The organism is Veronia pacifica, assembly GCF_001707825.1.
Lineage (GTDB): Bacteria > Pseudomonadota > Gammaproteobacteria > Enterobacterales > Vibrionaceae > Veronia > Veronia pacifica.
The window spans coordinates 1-19260 of sequence record NZ_LYBM01000065.1; the positions used below are offsets into that span (position 1 = coordinate 1).

Annotated in this window: 13 protein-coding genes, 1 other RNA gene and 1 pseudogene; 11 read left to right on the forward strand and 4 right to left on the reverse strand. The window is 48.0% G+C overall.

Features of this window, described 5'->3' with window-relative positions; genetic code table 11:
- Window positions 1-608: TOBE domain-containing protein (locus A8L45_RS21830; protein WP_175402056.1), on the forward strand; the 608-nt coding region annotated here is incomplete at its 5' end.
- 133 nt (window positions 609-741) lie between these two features.
- On the opposite strand, the gene A8L45_RS21835 is transcribed toward A8L45_RS21830, so the two are convergent.
- On the reverse strand, window positions 742-1812 hold the full coding sequence (locus A8L45_RS21835) for a PLP-dependent cysteine synthase family protein (RefSeq protein WP_390336089.1): 1071 nt from the start codon (window positions 1810-1812) through the stop codon (window positions 742-744).
- Between the two features lie 738 nt (window positions 1813-2550).
- Between A8L45_RS21835 and A8L45_RS21840 the strand changes: the two genes are divergently transcribed.
- Both A8L45_RS21840 and A8L45_RS21845 read left to right on the forward strand, forming a co-directional pair.
- The gene (locus A8L45_RS21840) at window positions 2551-4278 is read left to right on the forward strand and encodes an ABC transporter transmembrane domain-containing protein (protein ID WP_432416294.1); all 1728 of its coding nucleotides are present in this window, start codon (window positions 2551-2553) and stop codon (window positions 4276-4278) included.
- Complete coding sequence (locus tag A8L45_RS21845) at window positions 4278-6035, forward strand: ABC transporter transmembrane domain-containing protein (protein ID WP_068905474.1); 1758 nt, start codon at window positions 4278-4280, stop codon at window positions 6033-6035. Before A8L45_RS21840 ends, A8L45_RS21845 begins: the two co-directional genes overlap by 1 nt.
- A gap of 173 nt (window positions 6036-6208) precedes the next feature.
- Here the strand turns inward: A8L45_RS21845 and tesB are convergent, their stop codons facing one another.
- Window positions 6209-7075 (reverse strand): acyl-CoA thioesterase II, encoded by an 867-nt coding sequence (gene tesB, locus A8L45_RS21850; protein ID WP_068905475.1) that lies wholly within the window; start codon window positions 7073-7075, stop codon window positions 6209-6211.
- A gap of 146 nt (window positions 7076-7221) precedes the next feature.
- Between tesB and A8L45_RS21855 the strand changes: the two genes are divergently transcribed.
- Window positions 7222-7641, forward strand: a complete 420-nt coding sequence (locus A8L45_RS21855) for a YbaY family lipoprotein (RefSeq protein ID WP_068905476.1) — start codon at window positions 7222-7224, stop codon at window positions 7639-7641.
- On the opposite strand, the gene A8L45_RS21860 is transcribed toward A8L45_RS21855, so the two are convergent.
- Complete coding sequence (locus tag A8L45_RS21860) at window positions 7638-7949, reverse strand: MGMT family protein (RefSeq protein WP_068905477.1); 312 nt, start codon at window positions 7947-7949, stop codon at window positions 7638-7640. The two genes, A8L45_RS21855 and A8L45_RS21860, sit on opposite strands and share 4 nt — an antisense overlap.
- Before the next feature lie 123 nt (window positions 7950-8072).
- Between A8L45_RS21860 and A8L45_RS21865 the strand changes: the two genes are divergently transcribed.
- From A8L45_RS21865 to A8L45_RS21890, 7 genes are all read left to right on the forward strand, one after another.
- Window positions 8073-8804 carry a VP0952 family biofilm-associated protein gene (locus tag A8L45_RS21865; RefSeq protein ID WP_068905478.1) on the forward strand — a complete coding sequence of 244 codons (732 nt, stop codon included), beginning with the start codon at window positions 8073-8075 and terminating at the stop codon, window positions 8802-8804.
- 186 nt (window positions 8805-8990) lie between these two features.
- An RNA gene (gene ffs, locus A8L45_RS21870) (signal recognition particle sRNA small type) lies at window positions 8991-9087 on the forward strand.
- Window positions 9088-9343: 256 nt separating this feature from the next.
- Complete coding sequence (locus A8L45_RS24740; protein ID WP_175402057.1) at window positions 9344-9502, forward strand: hypothetical protein; 159 nt, start codon at window positions 9344-9346, stop codon at window positions 9500-9502.
- Window positions 9503-9583: 81 nt separating this feature from the next.
- Window positions 9584-11188 (forward strand): type I restriction-modification system subunit M, encoded by a 1605-nt coding sequence (locus A8L45_RS21875; RefSeq protein ID WP_068905479.1) that lies wholly within the window; start codon window positions 9584-9586, stop codon window positions 11186-11188.
- Window positions 11178-12641 carry a restriction endonuclease subunit S gene (locus A8L45_RS24275; protein ID WP_068905480.1) on the forward strand — a complete coding sequence of 488 codons (1464 nt, stop codon included), beginning with the start codon at window positions 11178-11180 and terminating at the stop codon, window positions 12639-12641. The genes A8L45_RS21875 and A8L45_RS24275 overlap by 11 nt, the downstream gene beginning before the upstream one ends.
- Before the next feature lie 60 nt (window positions 12642-12701).
- The gene (locus tag A8L45_RS21885; RefSeq protein ID WP_083228480.1) at window positions 12702-16526 is read left to right on the forward strand and encodes a type I restriction endonuclease subunit R; all 3825 of its coding nucleotides are present in this window, start codon (window positions 12702-12704) and stop codon (window positions 16524-16526) included.
- 90 nt (window positions 16527-16616) lie between these two features.
- Window positions 16617-17543 carry a COG2958 family protein gene (locus A8L45_RS21890; protein ID WP_068905481.1) on the forward strand — a complete coding sequence of 309 codons (927 nt, stop codon included), beginning with the start codon at window positions 16617-16619 and terminating at the stop codon, window positions 17541-17543.
- Between the two features lie 599 nt (window positions 17544-18142).
- Here A8L45_RS21890 and A8L45_RS21895 read toward each other — a convergent pair.
- A pseudogene (locus tag A8L45_RS21895) lies at window positions 18143-19185 on the reverse strand (IS110 family RNA-guided transposase).
- Window positions 19186-19260 lie beyond the last annotated feature (75 nt).

The window sequence follows — 19260 nt, forward strand, 5'->3', positions numbered from 1 at the left end:
TCCCTTATTTGCAGTCTGTTGCCAGTACCTTGTCGATACCTGTTATCTATGTCAGCCACAGCCTTGATGAGATCTTACAGCTAGCAGATCATATGCTGGTGCTGGATCAGGGTAAGGTGATCGCTAAGGGGGCGCTGGCGGAGGTCTGGAACAGCGAAGAAATGCGTCCGTGGTTACCGCCAACTACACTAAGTTCGCTACTTACAGCCACGGTTGATCACGAGCACCCTGATTACCCCATGACCTGCCTGCGGCTTGCTGACGGCTCATCATTGTGGATGACGGGCCGCTTGTCCGGCAGTGATTCAACAACCTCTGCAAAGATGCATCAGATTCGTATCCGGATCCGCGCCAGCCATGTGTCCGTGTCAACAGAAAAACCTCAGTTATCCAGTATTCGTAATGTGCTGAAAGGCAGAGTCGTTGCGCTTTACACCAGTGAAGATGGTCAGCAGGTGCAATTAAAGATCGCGCTCGGTCATGAGGTATTGTGGGCCAACATTACTCCTTGGGCACGGGACGAACTGGCGCTGGAGGCTGGTACTCATGTGTATGCGCAGGTGAAGGGCGTAACCATGACACAGAGTGATATGGCCGAGTCTCACTGAATTAAGGCTGGGGTGTATTTTTGTTGGAAAGTGTTAGAGAAAAAAGCGTTTAAGAAAAGAAAAAACGGCAGCGAGGGCTGCCGGTGATAAACATCACTAATAGAACAACGAGAAAAAGAACAATGAATAGGTGTTAGCCTTGATAACGCATGAGATGATTAATGGTCTGTGATATGTCACCGATATTGTTTTTCACCCAGTCAAGGTTGTAATAGGTATCCAGATAGCGGTCACCGCCATCGCAAAGCAGGGTAACAATGGAACCTTTTTCGCCATTAGCCTGCATGTCTTCCGCCAGTTTCAGCGCACCAAACAGGTTAGTTCCAGTTGATGCCCCTGCCTTACGGCCAATCACGGTTTCCAGCCAGTGGATAGTGCCAACACTGTCGCAGTCAGCAATGGTTTCCATGCGATCAATCACCCCCGGAATAAAACTCGGTTCGACCCGTGGACGGCCAATGCCTTCGATTTTGCTACCGCAATCCAGCGTCAGGCTGGTGTCACCAGTGCGATAGTACTCATGGAAAACAGAGTTCTGAGGGTCGACGGCCATTAGCTGCGTATTGTGGCAACGGTAGCGGATAAAGCGGCCAATGGTCGCAAGGTTACCGCCAGTGCCCGGACTCATAACAATCCAGCTTGGCTCAGGAAAACGTTCGAACTTCATCTGTTCAAAAATACTGTTGGCTATATTGTTATTACTGCGCCAGTCTGTGGCCCTCTCTGCATAAGTAAACTGATCCATGTAGTGGCCGTTCAGTGCTTTTGCCAGTCGGCGTGACTCTGCATAAATCTGGTCTGAACGCTCAACAAAGTGTGCTTCACCGCCGTAAAAACGAATCTGATCTATTTTTCTCGACGCTGTGCTTTGTGGCACAACGGCAATGAAACGAAGGCCAAGCAGACGAGCAAAATAGGCCTCAGAAATAGCTGTACTTCCTGACGACGACTCAATAATCGTTGTGTCTTCGTTGATCCATCCGTTACATAACCCGTACAAAAACAGCGAACGGGCAAGACGGTGTTTGAGGCTGCCTGTTGGATGAGTACTTTCATCTTTCAGATAGATATCAATGTCTTTGAAATATCGCAGATCAAGCTTAATTAAATGGGTATCTGCGGAGCGCTGAAAGTCGGATTCAATTTTACGAATTGCTTCGCAAACCCACTGATTATTTCTGGTTGTATGTGGATAATTTGTCATCATTGTCGTCGTCCTTACAGCAAGAAATTCATTCGTTTAAATCTCATACCGATGATATGACTATTATCATTAGCGGTATTAGTTTTTATCTCTGAATGTCACTAATTACAGACATGTTCGGACGATTGTCACAGATACACATCTGGCTGTGCTCGAACAGATGCTGTAAGGAACACCACAACCCTTATCCAACATCCAATCAGGAGGTCATAAAGTGAAAAATACTTCATTCCCAAACAACCCGACTCTCCTCTTCGCTTTGCCCTTGGGGGCCTGTGCTTACTGATACATCAGTGGGTCTGTTTTATGCGCTGATTACTATCCGATTCGATGAGGAAAATTTAGCAAAGATATCTGGGAAAAACCTTGCTTTATTTTGTTTAATTTGGGTTTTTTCAGTAATTTTTTTCTACATATTTTCTATTTTTTAAAAAATATTTCACTTTTGATTGTTTATACAAAAATTTGATGGTCTTTGCAGGTGATGTGCTCGTTTTAGATATCGCAATTGCAGGGTCAGAGGACATGACTTTTTGATGAGAGTCACAGTTTTGCCGCAGGACAAAAGTGGGTGGTTCCATTGAGCCGGTGAAGAAGCGTCTTGTATTTTCAACTGATACAGAGAGAGACAGAAAAATGTGACAACCAAAAAGCGAGCTTAAACGGAGAACCGCGGCATGGCCGCTAGAGAACTAACATCCCCCAGGGGATAGCGCACGGAGGAAAAATGCGCGTATTATAGATTTGGCATGGTATTTCCGTCAGCAGTGGAAACGATACTTAGGTTCAATTCTTATTCTGTTGCTGGTTTCGCTTATTGAGCTTATGCCCCCTTACCTCATTGGTTACACGGTCGATGGTGTAGTGGATGGCAGTATTCAGCTCAACACACTGGCACTGATTGTGCTGGGTTCTATTGGTTTGTGGGTAGTGGTGTACTTTTTGCGGATCCGCTGGCGTATCTGGCTGTTTGGTGCAGCGGCAGAGCTTGGCAAGGTCCTGCGTGATCGCCTGTATCGGGGCTTTTCACGTCACTCACCACACTTTTTTGATCGTTACAAAACCGGCGATTTAATGGCACGGGGCACCAATGATGTCCGGGCTGTTGAGATGACCGCTGGTGAAGGCGTACTTACCGGTGCTGACTCAGTGATCAACGGTGTGCTGGTCTTTGTGGTAATGACAGCGGTGCTTGACTGGCGTCTGACCTTACTTGCGCTGTTGCCAATGCCGATCATGGCGTTGTGTATTAACAGGCTGGGTAAGCGTATCCACACCGCGTTCCGTTCATCACAGAGTGCGTTCTCTGATCTGTCTGATTTTACCCAGTCATCGCTTAACGGGGTAAGGATGATCCGGGCCTTCGGCCTTGAGCAGCGACAAATCGACGGCTTTAACGCGTCTGCAGACGAGACACGCAAGAGAAACATGGACGTGGAAAAGGTCGACAGCCTGTTTGATCCGGTTATTCAGATCACCATAGGGGCGTCATTCTTCCTGTCTGTCAGTGGTGGCGGTTATCTGGTGGCAACGGATCAGATGACAATTGGTCAACTGACGTCTTTCACCCTGTATCAGGGCTTGATGATCTGGCCGATGCTGGCAATGGCATGGCTATTCAACATCATTGAGCGCGGTGCAGCGGCATGGGAGCGCCTGAAAGAGGTGTTTGATGAAGAGCCTGAAATCAAAGGGGGTGAACAGTCTCCGGGTAACAATGAGATCATTGATATTCAGCTGCCAGCCTTCACATGGCGCGGGCACAAGGAGCCGACACTGAGAGACATCTCGCTCAGTCTGGCCCCCGGAAAAATGCTCGGCATTGCCGGACCTGTAGGCAGCGGTAAATCTACCCTGCTGAATATACTGCTCCGTCTGGAAGACCCACAGCAAGGTCGGGTGAGCTATGGCGGCGTTGATATTCGCTCATTCCGGTTGGGTGACTGGCGCGGCAAATTTGCGGTAGTGACGCAGGCACCTTTTTTGTTCTCCCGTTCAATTGAAGAGAACATTGCGCTGGGTCGGCCAGATGCGACAACCGAGCAGGTTCGCCTCGCAGCAAAAATGGCCTGTATTGATGAAGATATCTGCCAGTTGCCTGAGGGTTACCAGACCGAGGTGGGTGAGAAGGGCATTACGTTGTCCGGTGGTCAAAAACAGCGGATCGCCATTGCGCGTGCCTTGCTGCTTGATGCCGAGATCCTGATCCTTGATGACTCACTGTCAGCGGTCGATGGTCGCACTGAACACACCATTTTGCAGAACCTGCGTGAGCGTCAGGCACATCAGGCAATGATAGTGGTAGCTCACCGACTTTCTGCGCTGGAATCGGCTGACCGAATCATTGTGCTGCAGAAAGGACACATTGAAGAGCAGGGCAATCACAAGGCACTGATTGAACAACAGGGCTGGTATGCGCAAATGCATCGCTACCAGAAAATGGAAAAAGTTTTAGAAGGCAAATAATGAATAAGAAAGAGATTCTTATCCGGTTGCTGAAATACATGCTGGCAGACAAGCGGGCGCTTGTGGTGTCCTGTGTGCTTCTGTTGCTGGCCTCGTTGGCGGATGTGTCCGGCCCTTTATTAATCAGGATATTCCTGGATGACTACCTGACCCAGAACAACTTCCCTGAGCTGGTGCTCTGGGGGCTGGCGATGGCTTACATTGGGGTGACTGTGGCATCCGGTTTGCTTCACTATGGCTACCGGATCCGCTTCAGCCGTATGGCGGTTGGTATAGTGCAAACCATCAGAAAGCGGGTGTACAGCAGTGTACTCAAGCAGCCTTTATCCGCGTTTGACTTTGTGCCAATTGGTAAGCTGGTATCCCGGATCACCAATGACACTGAATCGCTGAAAGACATGTATGTCACCGTATTTGCGACCTTCATCAAAACCGTCACCCTGCTGACAGTGATGCTGGTGGTGATGTTTACCCTAAGCCCAATGCTGGCTGGCGTGGTATTTTTGCTGGTGCCCGTGGTGATTGGTGTGATGTATCTGTATCAGAAGAAGTCATCCCCGGTGTTCCGTGAATCCCGTGACCTGTTATCAGATATCAACGCTGTCATGTCAGAGTCGATTCAGGGCATGAGCCTGATTCAGTTGATGGCACAGGAAGAAAACTTCTGCCGACGTTTCGAAGCCATGACCGCCAAGCGCCTGAAAGCAGAGATGCGTATTCAGCGGATGAACGGCTTCTTCCTGCGCCCCCTGATTGATCTGATGTCTGGTGTGGTACTGATGTCATTGGTGGCCTTGTTTGGCTGGCATGGTACAGAAGTGATTGGTGTCGGCTTGTTGTATGCCTTTATCAACTATCTGGGCCGGGTCACCGAACCACTGGTTGAGCTGATGATGCGACTCTCGCTGCTCCAGCAAGCCATCATTGCTGGTGAGCGTTTGTTCGAGCTGATGGATATCAAGCAGCAGGTTTATGGCGATGATGACAAGCCGATGGCGACGGGTGCGATTCAGTTCGACAAAGTGAACTTCAGCTATGACGGCAAGGTACAGGTAGTAAAAGGCGTCGATATTCAGGTTAAACAGGGTGGCTTCCTTGCACTGGTCGGGCATACCGGCAGTGGGAAAAGTACCCTTGCCAGCCTGATGATGGGCTTTTACGACGTCAATGGCGGCAGTATTCGTCTGGATGGTCGCCCGATTGGCAGCCTGAGCCATTCTGCACTGAGGCAGGGAGTCGCCATGGTGCAGCAAGACCCTCACGTGTTGTCTGACACCCTGCGTGAAAACGTCTCTCTGGGCCGTGAAGTCTCAGATGAAATGATCTGGCAGGCTCTGGAGCAATCTGAACTGAGCGATTTTACCCGCGAGCTGCCATCTGGGCTGGATACCCAACTGGGCGACGGTGAAATAGGCTTGTCGGCGGGACAGAAGCAACTGCTTGCGCTGGCCCGGGTACTGGTGGCAAGACCAAAAATACTGATCCTTGATGAGGCTACCGCCAATATCGATTCGGGTACAGAAGATAAAGTACAGCGCGTACTGTCATCTCTGCGCAAGGACATGACAGTGGTCGTGATTGCTCACCGCCTGTCGACTATTGCTGAAGCGGATCAGATCCTGGTGCTGCATCGCGGGGAAGTGGTTGAGCAGGGTAACCACAGGTCGCTTCTTGAGCAGCAGGGGCGTTACTGGCAGATGCACGAACTGCAACAGGCCAGCGCCCAGCTCAAAGAACTGGAACAGATGGCAAGCTAGTCTGCATACTTATCTGAGACAAAAACGCCGTCTAACGAAAACAGCCGCTTTTGCGGCTGTTTTTTTGTCCGGAGGAACAGGACTTAGCTATAAGTTATGAGCTACGAGCTACGAGCTACGAGCTACGAGCTACGAGCTATGAGCGGTAGGCTATGAATAGAGCAAACGTATCCTCATTTTCTTTGCTGCCTGATCAGTCCTTCCTGCGTCACCGACGCAACAAGCTCTCCCTCACGGTTAAAAAGCTGACCACGAACAAATCCGCGCGAGTTACTCGCCGATGGACTGTCTATTGCGAACAACAGCCATTCGTCCATCCTGAATGGGCGATGAAACCACATAGAGTGATCAATGGTGGCGGCTTTCAAACCCGGGGTCATCAGGGACACGCCATGTGGATGAAGCGCAGTCACCAGAAAACTCCAGTCTGAGGCATACCCCAGCAAATACTGGTGGATACGCAGATCGTCAGGCATCTCGCCGTTAGTGCGTATCCACTGTAGTTGCTTACTCTCAAGTTTTTTCGGTGACAGCAGGCTGTTTACCACGACGGGGCGCACCTCAATAGGACGGTCGGAACCGAACATGGCGACCATTCTTTTCGGTAATTTGTCAGCATTATCCAATACCATTTGCTGCTCAGATTTCAGGCTTTCAGGCTCTGGTACATTTTCTGGCATCTCATTTTGATGTTCAAAACCCGGTGCATCGGCCTGATACGAGGCGGTCAGATAAAAAATGGGCTTACCATTTTGAATTGCTTTTACCCGTCGGGTGCTGAAACTGCCGCCATCTCGCAGTTTCTCCACATCGTAAATAATGGGGCGGTGGGGATCGCCGGGGAGTAAAAAGTAGCTGTGGAAAGAGTGAACTATTCTATCTTCACTCACAGTGCCTTTAGATGCAGACAGCGCCTGGCCGATGACCTGACCACCAAAAACCTGAGGCAGGCCTAAGTCCTCGCTCTCTCCCCGGAAGAGTCCTTCATCAAGTTTCTCAAGTTTAAGTAATTTCAGAAGTTGCGAAAGTTGTACACTCATCACATTACCTAAAGCGGAACAATAGTTATTGACAGTTCCTTCATTATAACGGGAACTTTTTGATGGGATCACGATTCAAAATGACGGTTTCACGCTTTTCGCCGAGTCATTCGCATTCATTGGGCAGCAGGAGAGAAGGATCTCTAATGAAAAACCTATTTTTTGGCACCATAGTGGCAGCTTGTATCATGACGTTTACTGCATGTAGCGGGACAGCAACAGAAAGGGATTTAGCAAAAGTGTCTGGCACAGTCACCTATTTGCAGCGTATTGCTTTACCTCCCAATGCCAAAATAACGGTTTCGCTTGCTGATGTATCACTGCAAGATTCCCCGATGGAAGTGATAAGCAGTAAATCATTCGTGTCTGAAGGGCGACAGGTGCCGTTTCCGTTCACTCTTTACTATTCAAAATCTGAGATAGATCCGAGCAAAACCTACGCGGTTCAGGCCAGTATTGAAGTCGATGGAAAGCTAATGTTCACCAATGACACAGCCTACAATGTGATCACAGACCCGGCACAGACTGTCAAACTTGGCCTGACACTAAAAATGGTAGACCGCTAAACCGGCTCACCATCCCAGCGAAAGCGGCGCAGGGATATCGCGCCGCTCTCAGACACGCCGATCCCCTCTTTTCTCAACAACTCCCGCTGAATAGAAAGCTTGTCGCCAGTCAGTGAGATCTGACCTTTCGCGTTAATCACCCGAAACCAGGGCAAAGACGACCCTTTTGGAAGCGCCGACAACAATTTGCCGACATGACGTGCATGGCGAGGATATCCTGCCATTTTTGCGACATCGCCATAGGTACAGACACGTCCAAAGGGTATTTTTGCCAGCACAGCATAGATCTGTAAATCAAAGTCAGACATTAGTGTTGTAAGACGCGCTCAGGGTTATAAACTGAAATTGAAGGAAAAAATCCTGCTTTAGGGACTCAACCTAACATCGAATTGATTTTGATGTCGACAGGAAAACACCAGGAGGGACGAATTATGTCTGGAATGACACTTATGATGACTGCTGCAGTCATGGTCGTTGGAGCGGCATATGCAATGGGAGCCTCCAACGGGGAACTTTCTTTACTGGCCTTTGTGACGCCAGCGCTTTTTTTTATTCGTGGTGGAGCCGCCGTCTGGCTGCTGGTGGTTGGCCTTGCTTTATATGGACTCGCGTTTCCGTATCAACCCGTCTCACTGTCAATCAGCTTCTGGATGATCATTCCGGCTCTGTTTTTGGTCACGGGCCAGAGGCGGAATACACAGGTATCTGTACTGGTGCTTTCTGTGGTGATTGCCATGCAATGCGGCCTGCTGGCACTGCAGTGGGAAAGTAAGCTTGAGGGCGAGATACAGTACACTCTGATGCAAATACTGGGTGTCAGCTTAATCTGGCTGGCTATCTTTTTCTGGAAACCAGTGAAGCGCATTAGCTGGTGGCCGGTATTACTGCTACTTGCCTTGACGGCAGACGGACAGCTACAAGGCACCTTTATGGCAATGTGTGTTGCTGTACTGATCATGTCACTACAATGGCTGAAAATGCAGGGTAAAGAACGAGGCGGCGATAAATTCTCAGTGGTGCTCCCCGCGATTGGTTTTGCCACTATTGTGGTCTTCCCGCAGTTTTCTGTCCCCAACCCGGTATTTGTCTCTTGGTTGATGGCACTGACCATTGCTTGGTTGGGGGACTACCTGCTCACGCCAGACGATGAAGAGGAAGACTGATATTCAAATGTAGACAGACAAAGAAGAAAAACTGGCTGATTTGATTATTAAAAGTGGATAAATGGGCATTTATTCAGCAAACGGACGCGGGGGCGCAGATAAAGCCTTGCATTGCCTCCCGCCATCCCACATAATGCGGCCCGAAGCTAAGGAATACTTAGTTTTCAAACATATCTATGGAGGCCTCCTTGGTTCTCCCGCAACACTATCTTGCGTAATGGGTCAGGTCCGGAAGGAAGCAGCCCCCGCTTGGGACGTGTGTGCCGGGATGTAGCTGGGGAGGCTTCCACCCAATTTTTTCCAGAAATTTTCCCAATCTCCCTCCATTCTAAATAATCTCTAATATTCCCTTTTTGCTATCAAAAAACACCCAAGCCGATAACATGGTGAATTAATCACCGCAAAATGCTGTTAACTCCCTCGAAAAGCCATTCAAACAACTGTCTAAAAAACCATCAAACGATCCCTGTTTTCGATCTGTTCTAGGTCTTGATTCGCTGACACTGTGTTACATTCGGATGCCAAAAACCAGACAAACGATGGGTGATTGCGTACCGAAAGCAACGGGCGGTAGCGTGCCTGACGACTATTCATCGCACATGGCTGAATGGCAAAAATGCCTGAAAAAGTGTGGAGGAAATCACGCTATCCACGATAGAATCAACTGCCGTGGTTTTATACAGGCACCTTGTCAGTAAACCCCATACACTTTGCAGGTCTGCTCATACTAGCGGGCTAACTGCACCCAGAAACACCAACGACTCAGGAATTTATCCAGCATGGCGAAAGCTCCAGCAAAAAAGAAGCAAAAAGGCTTTGAAGAAACCCTTTGGGATACCGCAAACCAACTGCGTGGCAGTGTTGAATCGTCGGAATACAAACACGTAGTGCTCAGCCTTGTATTCCTCAAATTCGTTAGCGATAAATTCGAAGCCCGCCGTCAGAAAATGCTGGATGAAGGTCAGGAAGCCTTTGTCGATATTGAAGTGTTTTACCAGCAAGATAACGTCTTCTTCCTGCCGGAAGAGGCCCGTTGGTCTTTCGTAAAAGCACACGCCAAGCAAGACAACATCGCGGTGCTGGTTGATACCGCACTGGCAACCATTGAGAAGACCAACCCATCGCTAAAAGGTGCATTGCCAGATAACTACTTCTCGCGTCAAAGCCTTGAAGTGAAAAAGCTGGCCTCGCTGATTGATGCCATTGATAACATCGATACCCTCGCAAATGAATGCAACATGACCGAAGAAGACTTGGTCGGCCGGGTGTATGAATACTTCCTCGGTAAGTTTGCCGCCACTGAAGGCAAAGGCGGCGGTGAATTTTATACACCTAAATCTGTGGTGACCCTGCTGGCAGAAATGCTGGAGCCTTACGAAGGGAAGATTTACGACCCCTGTTGTGGCTCAGGCGGTATGTTTGTTCAGTCGCTTAAATTTATTGAAAGCCATCAGGGACGCAGCAAAGACCTCTCTATTTATGGTCAGGAGCTGACTTCAACCACCTTTAAACTGGCGAAAATGAACCTTGCGATACGCGGTTTGTCCGGTAATCTCGGTGAGCGTTCGGCAGATACTTTTTTTGCCGACCAGCACCCGGACTTAAAAGCCGACTACATCATCGCTAACCCGCCGTTTAACCTCAAAGATTGGCGCAACGATGCCGAGCTGACTGATGACCCGCGCTTTAACGGCTTCCGCACTCCGCCGACGGGTAACGCCAACTATGGCTGGATATTGCACATGCTGTCGAAACTGAGTGAAGACGGCACCGCAGGCTTTGTGCTGGCCAATGGTTCGATGAGTTCAAACACCAGCGGCGAAGGGGAAATACGCCAGAAGCTGATCGAAGACGACCGGGTGGAATGTATGATCGCGCTGCCGAGCCAGTTGTTCTACACCACTCAGATCCCTGTTTGCCTGTGGTTTATGACCAAAAACAAACAGGCCAACCCCAAATACAGCTACCGTGACCGTACAGATGAAACCCTGTTTATCGATGCGCGTGAAATGGGCACCATGATCAGCCGGGTTCACAAAGAACTGACGGTTGACGATATCGCCAAAATTGCCGACACCTACCACGCGTGGCGCAGCGACGACAGCGAACTGAAACGCCGCATCGAGAGCAAAGAGATCACTGTTGAAAAATACGAAGATATTGCGGGCTTCTGTAAAGTCGCGAGCTTGGATGAGATCAAAGCCAATGACTTTGTGTTAACGCCGGGCCGCTATGTCGGTGCTGCCGAGCTGGAAGATGATGGCATTCCTTTTGAAACCAAAATGACTGAACTGACCCAAACCCTGTATCGTCAGATGGACGAAGCCAATGAATTAGATTTGGCAATTCACGCCAATATGGAGGCACTAGGCTATGGGAAGTGATTGGGCGCACGTTACGATCGAAGAATTAGCATCTCCTGAAAAATCAGCACTTGCCACTGGTCCCTTCGGGTCTTCGATCAGTTCAAAATTTTTCCAAGAAACAGGTGTTCCAGTCATACGTGGCAGTAACCTGAGTACATTGACATCAGAAAGAATGTCTGATGATGGCCTTGTGTTCGTCAGTGAGGAGAAAGCCAGAGAATTTAAACGTTCGATAGTGCGTGATGGCGACATAATTTTTACATGTTGGGGAACAATAAATCAGGTTGGTTTGATTGGTAAGGAATGCCAATATTCAGAATATATTATTTCAAACAAACAAATGAAGCTTACCATAGACTCATCGAAAGCAGATTCGTTGTTTGTCTATTACTATTTTTCATCTCCAGCCAAACAGCATGAAATTCTCCAAAACGGTATAGGGGCGGCTGTCCCAGGCTTTAATTTAGGACAACTTAAAAAACACAGTTTAAAGTTGCCACCTTTGACTTATCAAAAAAAAGTTGCCGGGTTCCTTGGATGTTTAGACAACAAAATCACTCTCAACCGCCAAATTAACCAAACCCTGGAGCAAATGGCGCAGACGCTGTTTAAATCATGGTTTGTCGATTTTGACCCTGTGATTGATAACGCGCTGGATGCAGGCTTTTTTGATCAGTCCCGCGACCTGCCCGTCTCATTACTTCAACGTGTTGAACAGCGTAAAGCGGTTCGCGCCAGTGAAGGTTTTCAGCCGTTGCCGAGTGATATCCGTCAGTTATTCCCCAGTGCATTTGAGGAAAGCGATCTTGGCTGGGTGCCGGAAGGGTGGGCGGTTAAATCCTGTGAAGAGATTTCAGAGCGAATTGGAATGGGGCCATTTGGGTCAAATATTAAAGTCTCAACATTCGTCGATACAGGTATTCCAGTGATCAGTGGTGCCCATTTGAAGGGATTGTTGCTTGATGATCACAATTATAATTTCATTACTGAAGAACATGCCCAGAAACTAAAAAACTCGTCTGTCTTCCGTGGTGATATCGTATTTACACATGCAGGTAACATTGGGCAAGTTGCGTTGATACCGCGTGAGAGTGATTACGAACATTACATGATTTCTCAGAGACAGTTCTACATGAGGCCGAAGACAGATAGTGTCAAAGCGAGTTACTTATTACATTATTTTCATTCCCACATTGGTAGCCACAAGCTACTGTCAAACGCTTCTCAAACGGGTGTACCATCAATAGCTAGACCCTCCTCGCACCTGAAAAGTATAACTTTGGTTGTACCTGAGCTGGCTGTCCAAGAGTTGTTTGAAAAATACATTGCACAATGGCAGACAAAACAAGTAATGATAAGAAATAGTTCGGTTTCTTTGAGTAAACTCCGTGACACCCTGCTACCCAAACTGATCTCCGGCGAACTGCGCCTTGATGAAGCAGAGAAAACATTCGAAGAAGCTATCGCTTAACACCCTGATGGCAAGCGCCCTGCTTGCCGTTTTAATCTTAACTCAAATCGACACATCACTATGATCCTGACCTTTACCGAAGCTAAGCTGGAACGCGCCATTATTGAACTACTGGGTGAACAGGGACACACCTACTTGCCGGGGCATCAAGTGGTGCGTGCCGACAACACTGAGGTGCTGATCCTCGATGATCTGCGCCGCTACCTTGCCAGCCAATACAAAGCGGATGGCATCACTGCCAGTGAAATTGAGCAGATCATCCGTGAGCTTCACACCCTGCCAGCCAGTGATTTGTACCACAGCAATAAAACCTTCTGTCACTGGTTGAGCAACGGCTTTCTATTCAAGCGCGAAGACCGCAGCCAAAAAGACTTGTATATCGAGTTGATTGATACCCGCACTTTGCCTGCCTCACTGGCTGAGATGTTTGCGAGCACAGACGACGCAGCAGATACGCCGCCAGTAAAAGATCAAAGCAACAATATCTATACGCTGGTCAACCAGCTTGAGATTGAAGGCACCGACCAGCAGGTGCGTATTCCTGATGCCATTTTGTATATTAATGGTCTGCCAGTGGTGGTGTTTGAGTTTAAATCGGTGACCCGTGAAGAAGAGGCGACCCTTTCTGATGCATGGCGTCAGTTGTGTGTCCGCTATCGCAACGACATCCCTAAACTCTTTGTGTATAACGCCCTTTGCATTATCAGCGATGGTGTCAACAACAAGATGGGTAACCTGTTTGCCCCCTATGAGTTTTACTACGCATGGCGCAAGATCACCGGCAATGAATCGACCGAGAAAGACGGCATTAATGGCCTGTATACCCTGATTCAGGGGCTGTTCCATCCGGTGCGTTTGCTCGATGTGTTGAAAAACTTTATCTACTTCCCCGATACCTCGAAGAAAGAAGATAAAATTTGCTGTCGTTATCCGCAGTATTACGCTGCCCGCAAGCTTTACTACAACATCAAAAAAGAACGCAAATTGCCCGACGGCACAGGCGGCAGCGGTAAAGGCGGTACCTATTTTGGCGCAACGGGCTGCGGCAAAAGCTTCACCATGCAGTTTCTTGCCCGCCTGTTGATGAAAAGCGTCGATTTTGAAAGCCCGACCATTGTGCTTATCACCGACCGCACCGATTTAGACGAGCAACTGGCCAAGCAGTTTTGTAACGCCACCACCTATATCGGTGATGACATTATTGAGCCTGTGATCAGCCGTCAGGACTTACGCGACAAGCTCGGGGGCTGCGCCAGCGGTGGGGTATTCCTCACCACCATTCACAAGTTCACCGAAGACATTAAGTTGCTATCGACACGCAGCAATGTGATTTGTATTTCTGATGAGGCGCACCGTAGCCAGATTAACCTCGATCAGAAAGTGACTATCGACAAAGAAAAAGGCACGGTGAAGAAGACCTACGGGTTTGCCAAATACCTGCATGACTCGCTGCCAAACGCAACTTATGTCGGTTTCACGGGTACCCCGATTGATGCCACGCTCGATGTTTTCGGTGACCCGGTCGACAGCTACACCATGACCGAAGCGGTCAACGATGAAATTACCGTACGCATTGTCTACGAAGGCCGCGCCGCCAAGGTGGTACTGGATAACAGCAAGCTCGAAGATATTGAAAAATACTACGAAGAATGCGAACGCGCCGGAGCCAATGAACACCAGATAGAAGAGAGCAAAAAAGCCTCGGCCAATATGAACGCCATATTGGGAGACCCGGACCGAATCAAAGAGCTGGCGCAGGATTTTGTCGACCATTACGAGCAGCGTGTTGAGGAAGGCTCGACCATCAAAGGCAAGGCGATGTTTGTCTGCTCAAGCCGTGAAATCGCCTACGACTTCTACAAAAACGTCAAACTGCTTCGCCCTGAATGGTTTGAGGAAAAGCAGGCGATAGATGGCGTCGAGCTGACGGAGAAAGACAAAGAAGAGCTGATGTCGTTGCCCATGGTCAACATGGTGATGACCCGCAGCAGCGATGACAGCGACAGAACCATGTACGACTTGCTGGGGACCAAAGACTACCGCAAGGAGTTGGACAAGCAGTTCAAAAACGCCAAATCGAATTTCAAGATCGCCATTGTGGTTGATATGTGGCTGACAGGCTTTGATGTGCCAGAGCTCGACAGCATTTATATCGACAAGCCGCTGCAAAAGCACAATTTGATTCAGACGATCTCTCGGGTTAACCGCAAGTTTGAAGGCAAAGAGAAAGGGCTGGTCATCGACTACATCGGCATCAAGAGCCGGATGAATCAGGCGTTGGCGATGTATTCCAAAGCCGATGAAACCAACGTCGAAGATATCCGCCAGTCTTTGATTGAGGTGAAAAACCACCTGCATTTGCTGGCTCAGCTTTTCCATAAATTCGACAGCAGCGCGTACTTCAGCGGTGAGCCGAAAGGGCAGTTGGAATGCCTGAATCAGGCCGCCGAATTTGTGCTGCTCACCAAGAAAAGCGAGATGCGTTTTATGGGGCTGGTAAAGCGCCTGAAAGCGGCCTACGACATTTGTGTCGGCAGTGAGGAAATTACCCAGCAAGAACGGGAGCATATCCACTTCTTCATTGCAGTGCGCTCTATTGTGTTCAAGCTGACCAAAGGTGATGCGCCAGACACAGCGCAAATGAACAAGCGTGTGCGAGAGATGATCGCCGAAGCGCTGAAAGCGGATGGTGTTGAAGAGATATTCAAACTGGGCGAAGACAACGCCGAGGCCATTGATATTTTTGATGACGAGTACATGGACCGCATCAATAAAATCAAATTGCCCAACACCAAGATGCAACTGCTGCAGAAGATGCTGGAAAAGGCCATCAGCGACTTCAAAAAGGTCAACCAACTGCAAGGCATCAACTTTTCTAAACGCTTTAAATCATTGGTCGATCAGTACAACGAGCGCAAAGAAAACGATGTGCTGAATGGTGAGGAGTTCAACACCTTCAGTCAGGAAATGGCTGACATGATTTACGACATCAAAGCAGAGATGGTGTCGTTCGTCGATTTGGGGATCGATATGGAAGAGAAAGCCTTCCTCGACATTCTCAAACACATGCAGGAAAAATACGATTTCACCTACGACGACGACAAAATGCTCGACCTGGCGCGAGAGATGAAAACCGTCGTCGATGACACCGCTCAATACCCAGACTGGAGCCAGCGTGATGACATCAAAGCCAAACTGAAAGTCGACCTGATTCTGTTGCTACACAAATATGGCTTTCCGCCTGTAGCGAATGATGACGTGTATAAGGGCGTGTTGGAGCAAGCGGAGAGCTTCAAAAAGGGCAAAATAGAGAGTGATGACAGAGCGTTTAGGAATATACGGAAGAAAAACAATTTGTTTGTTAGTGTCGGTGACCAGAAGCTATTCATCGCGAAGCGATTGGATCACAACCCTGACGCCACCGCAATCTGCCATATTAGCATCACCTTAGACACTGACTATGAGGTTAATCTCGCGTCGATTAGCTTGATTGACGATGCCCAAACCTTAATCGAGACTGGCGTAAAATCAACCACTGTTCTCGATACTGTGATGTGTTGTATCGCCAGTATGGAAGCACTGGTGCAAGACGAAAAAGCACTTGCTGAAAAGCATGGCTATGAGCTGGTGTTTGCACTTGAGGAGGCGAGAAAAGGCTCTACAGAGCTATTGATGGAAATCTTTCTCGTTACTGCTTCTGCTGGTGCAATAGCAGTATCAGTCTTTAAGTTTTTGAAAGATTATCCCAAGTTCTCTGACGGTTTCAAAAGGCTGAAATCAGATTTGAAGTCAGTAAAAAAAGAACCTGAAAAATCACTTATTGTCACTGACGTATCATTCAGGCAGGCACTACGCGAAAAAAATAATTCGAAAAATACCGACTGACACCACACGTAACACTACATATTCATTTTTCAACATAGGCCAGAGAGGTTCTCTGGCCTATGTTGTCGTTTAATTATTTGAAACTCAACTATGTCAAAGACCAGTCAAACGCACAAGATTGCGACGTTCTTGCGTGAGCATCCCGGACAGCGATTTTCAGCCCGCGATATTGCGCTCGAAATAACCCGCCTATACCCAGAAGACTATGCCGACAAAAGAGCCAACCCTCGATTTGGTGACGAGAAGGCATTTATCTCTCAAGTTGTTGCTGAAATTGGAGCTCAAAAGAAACAGCTGCTCTCGAACTGCCCTGACATTAATTGGCAGGATAAGCCCAGACCTCGTGTTTACTGGTTTGATAAGCCATCAGTAGGCGTAGTTGATACTGCGTTTTCTGAAAGTGATGAGGTAGAACTTGAAGCCGAGAAAGCACAGAGCATTTCAGAAGCTGAACTTTACCCAGTGCTTATTGATTACCTTAACTCTGAACATTCGCTCAACTGTATGCGAATTGATGAGAAACGCTCGAAAAACAGCAGAGGCAATGGCGGTAACCAGTGGTTGCATCCTGACATTGTGGCGATGGAAGCTGTTGCTCACAGTTGGCATGGACACGTAAAAACCTGCGTTCATGAAGGCGGAGGTCAGAGTGTCCGCCTGTGGTCATTTGAAGTTAAGAAAGAGCTGACAATGAGTAACATCAGGAAGTGCTTTTTTCAGGCTGTCAGCAACTCTTCATGGGTCAACGAAGGGTATCTCGTCGCAACGTCCATTGTTGATAGCAAAGTGGAACAAGAGCTTCGGATGCTTAGCGCTCTTCATGGAATTAGCGTAATACTTCTCTCAGCAGAAAACCCATCAGAAAGTGAGCTCTTGTTACCGGCATTAAAACGACCACAAATCGACTGGCAATCGGTCAACCGCATTGTGGAAGAAAACAAGGATTTCAACGATTTCATAGATTTGGTTTCGAACTATTACCAAACAGGTAGGTTAAGACAAAGAGACTGGCAGTGAGAAAAAGAGAAGCTAATTACATGAATTAAAGCGCTAACTCTAAGCGAATTCTGCCCCAAATTTTGTTAGTGCAATAGCACTATTCGAGTGCTAATGCCTAGGTTTTAGATAAGAAAATTTTATCCAAAATTGACCGTCAATCATCATTCAGGATTTCTCGATACTTGTTAAGTGCGATGGGGTAATTAGCCGATAAAATGACACTGTGTAAATATCCATGTCGGCCAATTTGTCCAATATAATTCATATTTCCCATTTTGGTGTTTTTTCCCGCAAAGGATTTTGGACAACCCTCTACAAGGTAGAGGATTCAAGGCGTGCAGACGATCGCAGATTTCGCTCTTGAATTATATTGGACAAATCTTAGGAATTATATTGGACACTTTGGGGTTTATTACACTTATGTAGACTCCTCCTTGATGTCAACTCACGGCTTCATAGCAAATCACTTCGCGTTCTTATGTACGAGCTTTTTATAGGCAGCTAACCCGGCTCAATGATACTTCCGCTATCCAAGATCAAGTCTGTTAGGCGGGCTCAAAGCCCTCAGTGTAATGCTGATTCTTTGGATGAGGTGTCTTCGCTATAATTGAGTGACATTAACTTTGGTTTAGTGTTTGAGCATTGTAAGCCGTCCCTTTTTTTAACATCGAGAACGCGGTTCTCACCGTTTTGTTTGCTAAAGCAACCGCTGTACATTTTTTGCCTCTGCGGGCAACCAGACTTTGAAGCCATTTGTCTTTTTGCGTTTTGGGCGGTTTGTTCATAACCCAATTAATATAGGTGAACGCACCAGTAATCAACTGGCTTCTAACGGTTGCATTTCTAGAATGCGTTCGAATATGGCCAATCTTCGTTTTCCCCCCTGATAAATGCTGTACAGGGGTCACACCGATACTGGCTGCAACATCCTTACCGTCTGCATACGTGACTTCATCAGGGCAGGTGATCAATAAAAAGAGGTTAATGGCGTTGATTGGACCCACACCTTCTAGCGCCATAAGTCGCTGACACTCCGAAGATTGCTGGACAGCATGATGTATCTGATTTTCATAGGCGGCTTCGGTATCCAGGAGAGCGAGGTAGTGTTGCCATGCCTGATTAAGCGCTTCACGGAAGAAAGGCTCCAGACCATTGTCTGCTTCTTCCAACGCCGATTCGATCGTATTCCTGAGCCCAGACAACCCTTTCCAGTCCGTAAATTTAGCCCCAACATCAACCCCTTAAGCTGGTTGACCGACGCAACACGTTGCTTGATAACGAGCTCACGCATGCGCATTAATGATTGTAGTTGCTGTTGGTACCGGGTCTTAACATTAGCAAGTCGAAGGTGTGGAAGTGAGGCGGCCTGAACAATCGCCAGTGCATCGTTAGCATCTGTCTTCTGATTTTGCCTAACAGCACGGACAACTTTGGCTGATATTACTTTGGCATCATACCCATGAGCACACGCTCTTTGATACCAGTAGTTTGCGGTCACACATGCCTCAAAAACCAGAGTATCTGGCACCGTATTGGCCAGCCAACTCTCAAACTGGCAAGCCGTCAGAGCTTTATTTTCCTCAATTTTTGAGTTACTTACGACGCAAACTTGGATCACGTCTTTTGCTAAATCGACACCGACAATAGTAGTATGACTCATCATTTTTTCCTCGAAGATCCTGCCTAGCAATAAGTGTAAGGGAGGTTAAAAAGAGGAGGAGTCTAAGAATCTGTT

Coding starts and splice junctions, on each gene's coding strand:
- A8L45_RS21835 (WP_390336089.1), bottom strand. CDS start 1,812: ATGACAAATTATCCACATACAACCAGAAATAATCAGTGGGTTTGCGAA.
- A8L45_RS21845 (WP_068905474.1), top strand. CDS start 4,278: ATGAATAAGAAAGAGATTCTTATCCGGTTGCTGAAATACATGCTGGCA.
- tesB (WP_068905475.1), bottom strand. CDS start 7,075: ATGAGTGTACAACTTTCGCAACTTCTGAAATTACTTAAACTTGAGAAA.
- A8L45_RS21855 (WP_068905476.1), top strand. CDS start 7,222: ATGAAAAACCTATTTTTTGGCACCATAGTGGCAGCTTGTATCATGACG.
- A8L45_RS21860 (WP_068905477.1), bottom strand. CDS start 7,949: ATGTCTGACTTTGATTTACAGATCTATGCTGTGCTGGCAAAAATACCC.
- A8L45_RS21865 (WP_068905478.1), top strand. CDS start 8,073: ATGTCTGGAATGACACTTATGATGACTGCTGCAGTCATGGTCGTTGGA.
- A8L45_RS24740 (WP_175402057.1), top strand. CDS start 9,344: ATGGGTGATTGCGTACCGAAAGCAACGGGCGGTAGCGTGCCTGACGAC.
- A8L45_RS21875 (WP_068905479.1), top strand. CDS start 9,584: ATGGCGAAAGCTCCAGCAAAAAAGAAGCAAAAAGGCTTTGAAGAAACC.
- A8L45_RS24275 (WP_068905480.1), top strand. CDS start 11,178: ATGGGAAGTGATTGGGCGCACGTTACGATCGAAGAATTAGCATCTCCT.
- A8L45_RS21885 (WP_083228480.1), top strand. CDS start 12,702: ATGATCCTGACCTTTACCGAAGCTAAGCTGGAACGCGCCATTATTGAA.
- A8L45_RS21890 (WP_068905481.1), top strand. CDS start 16,617: ATGTCAAAGACCAGTCAAACGCACAAGATTGCGACGTTCTTGCGTGAG.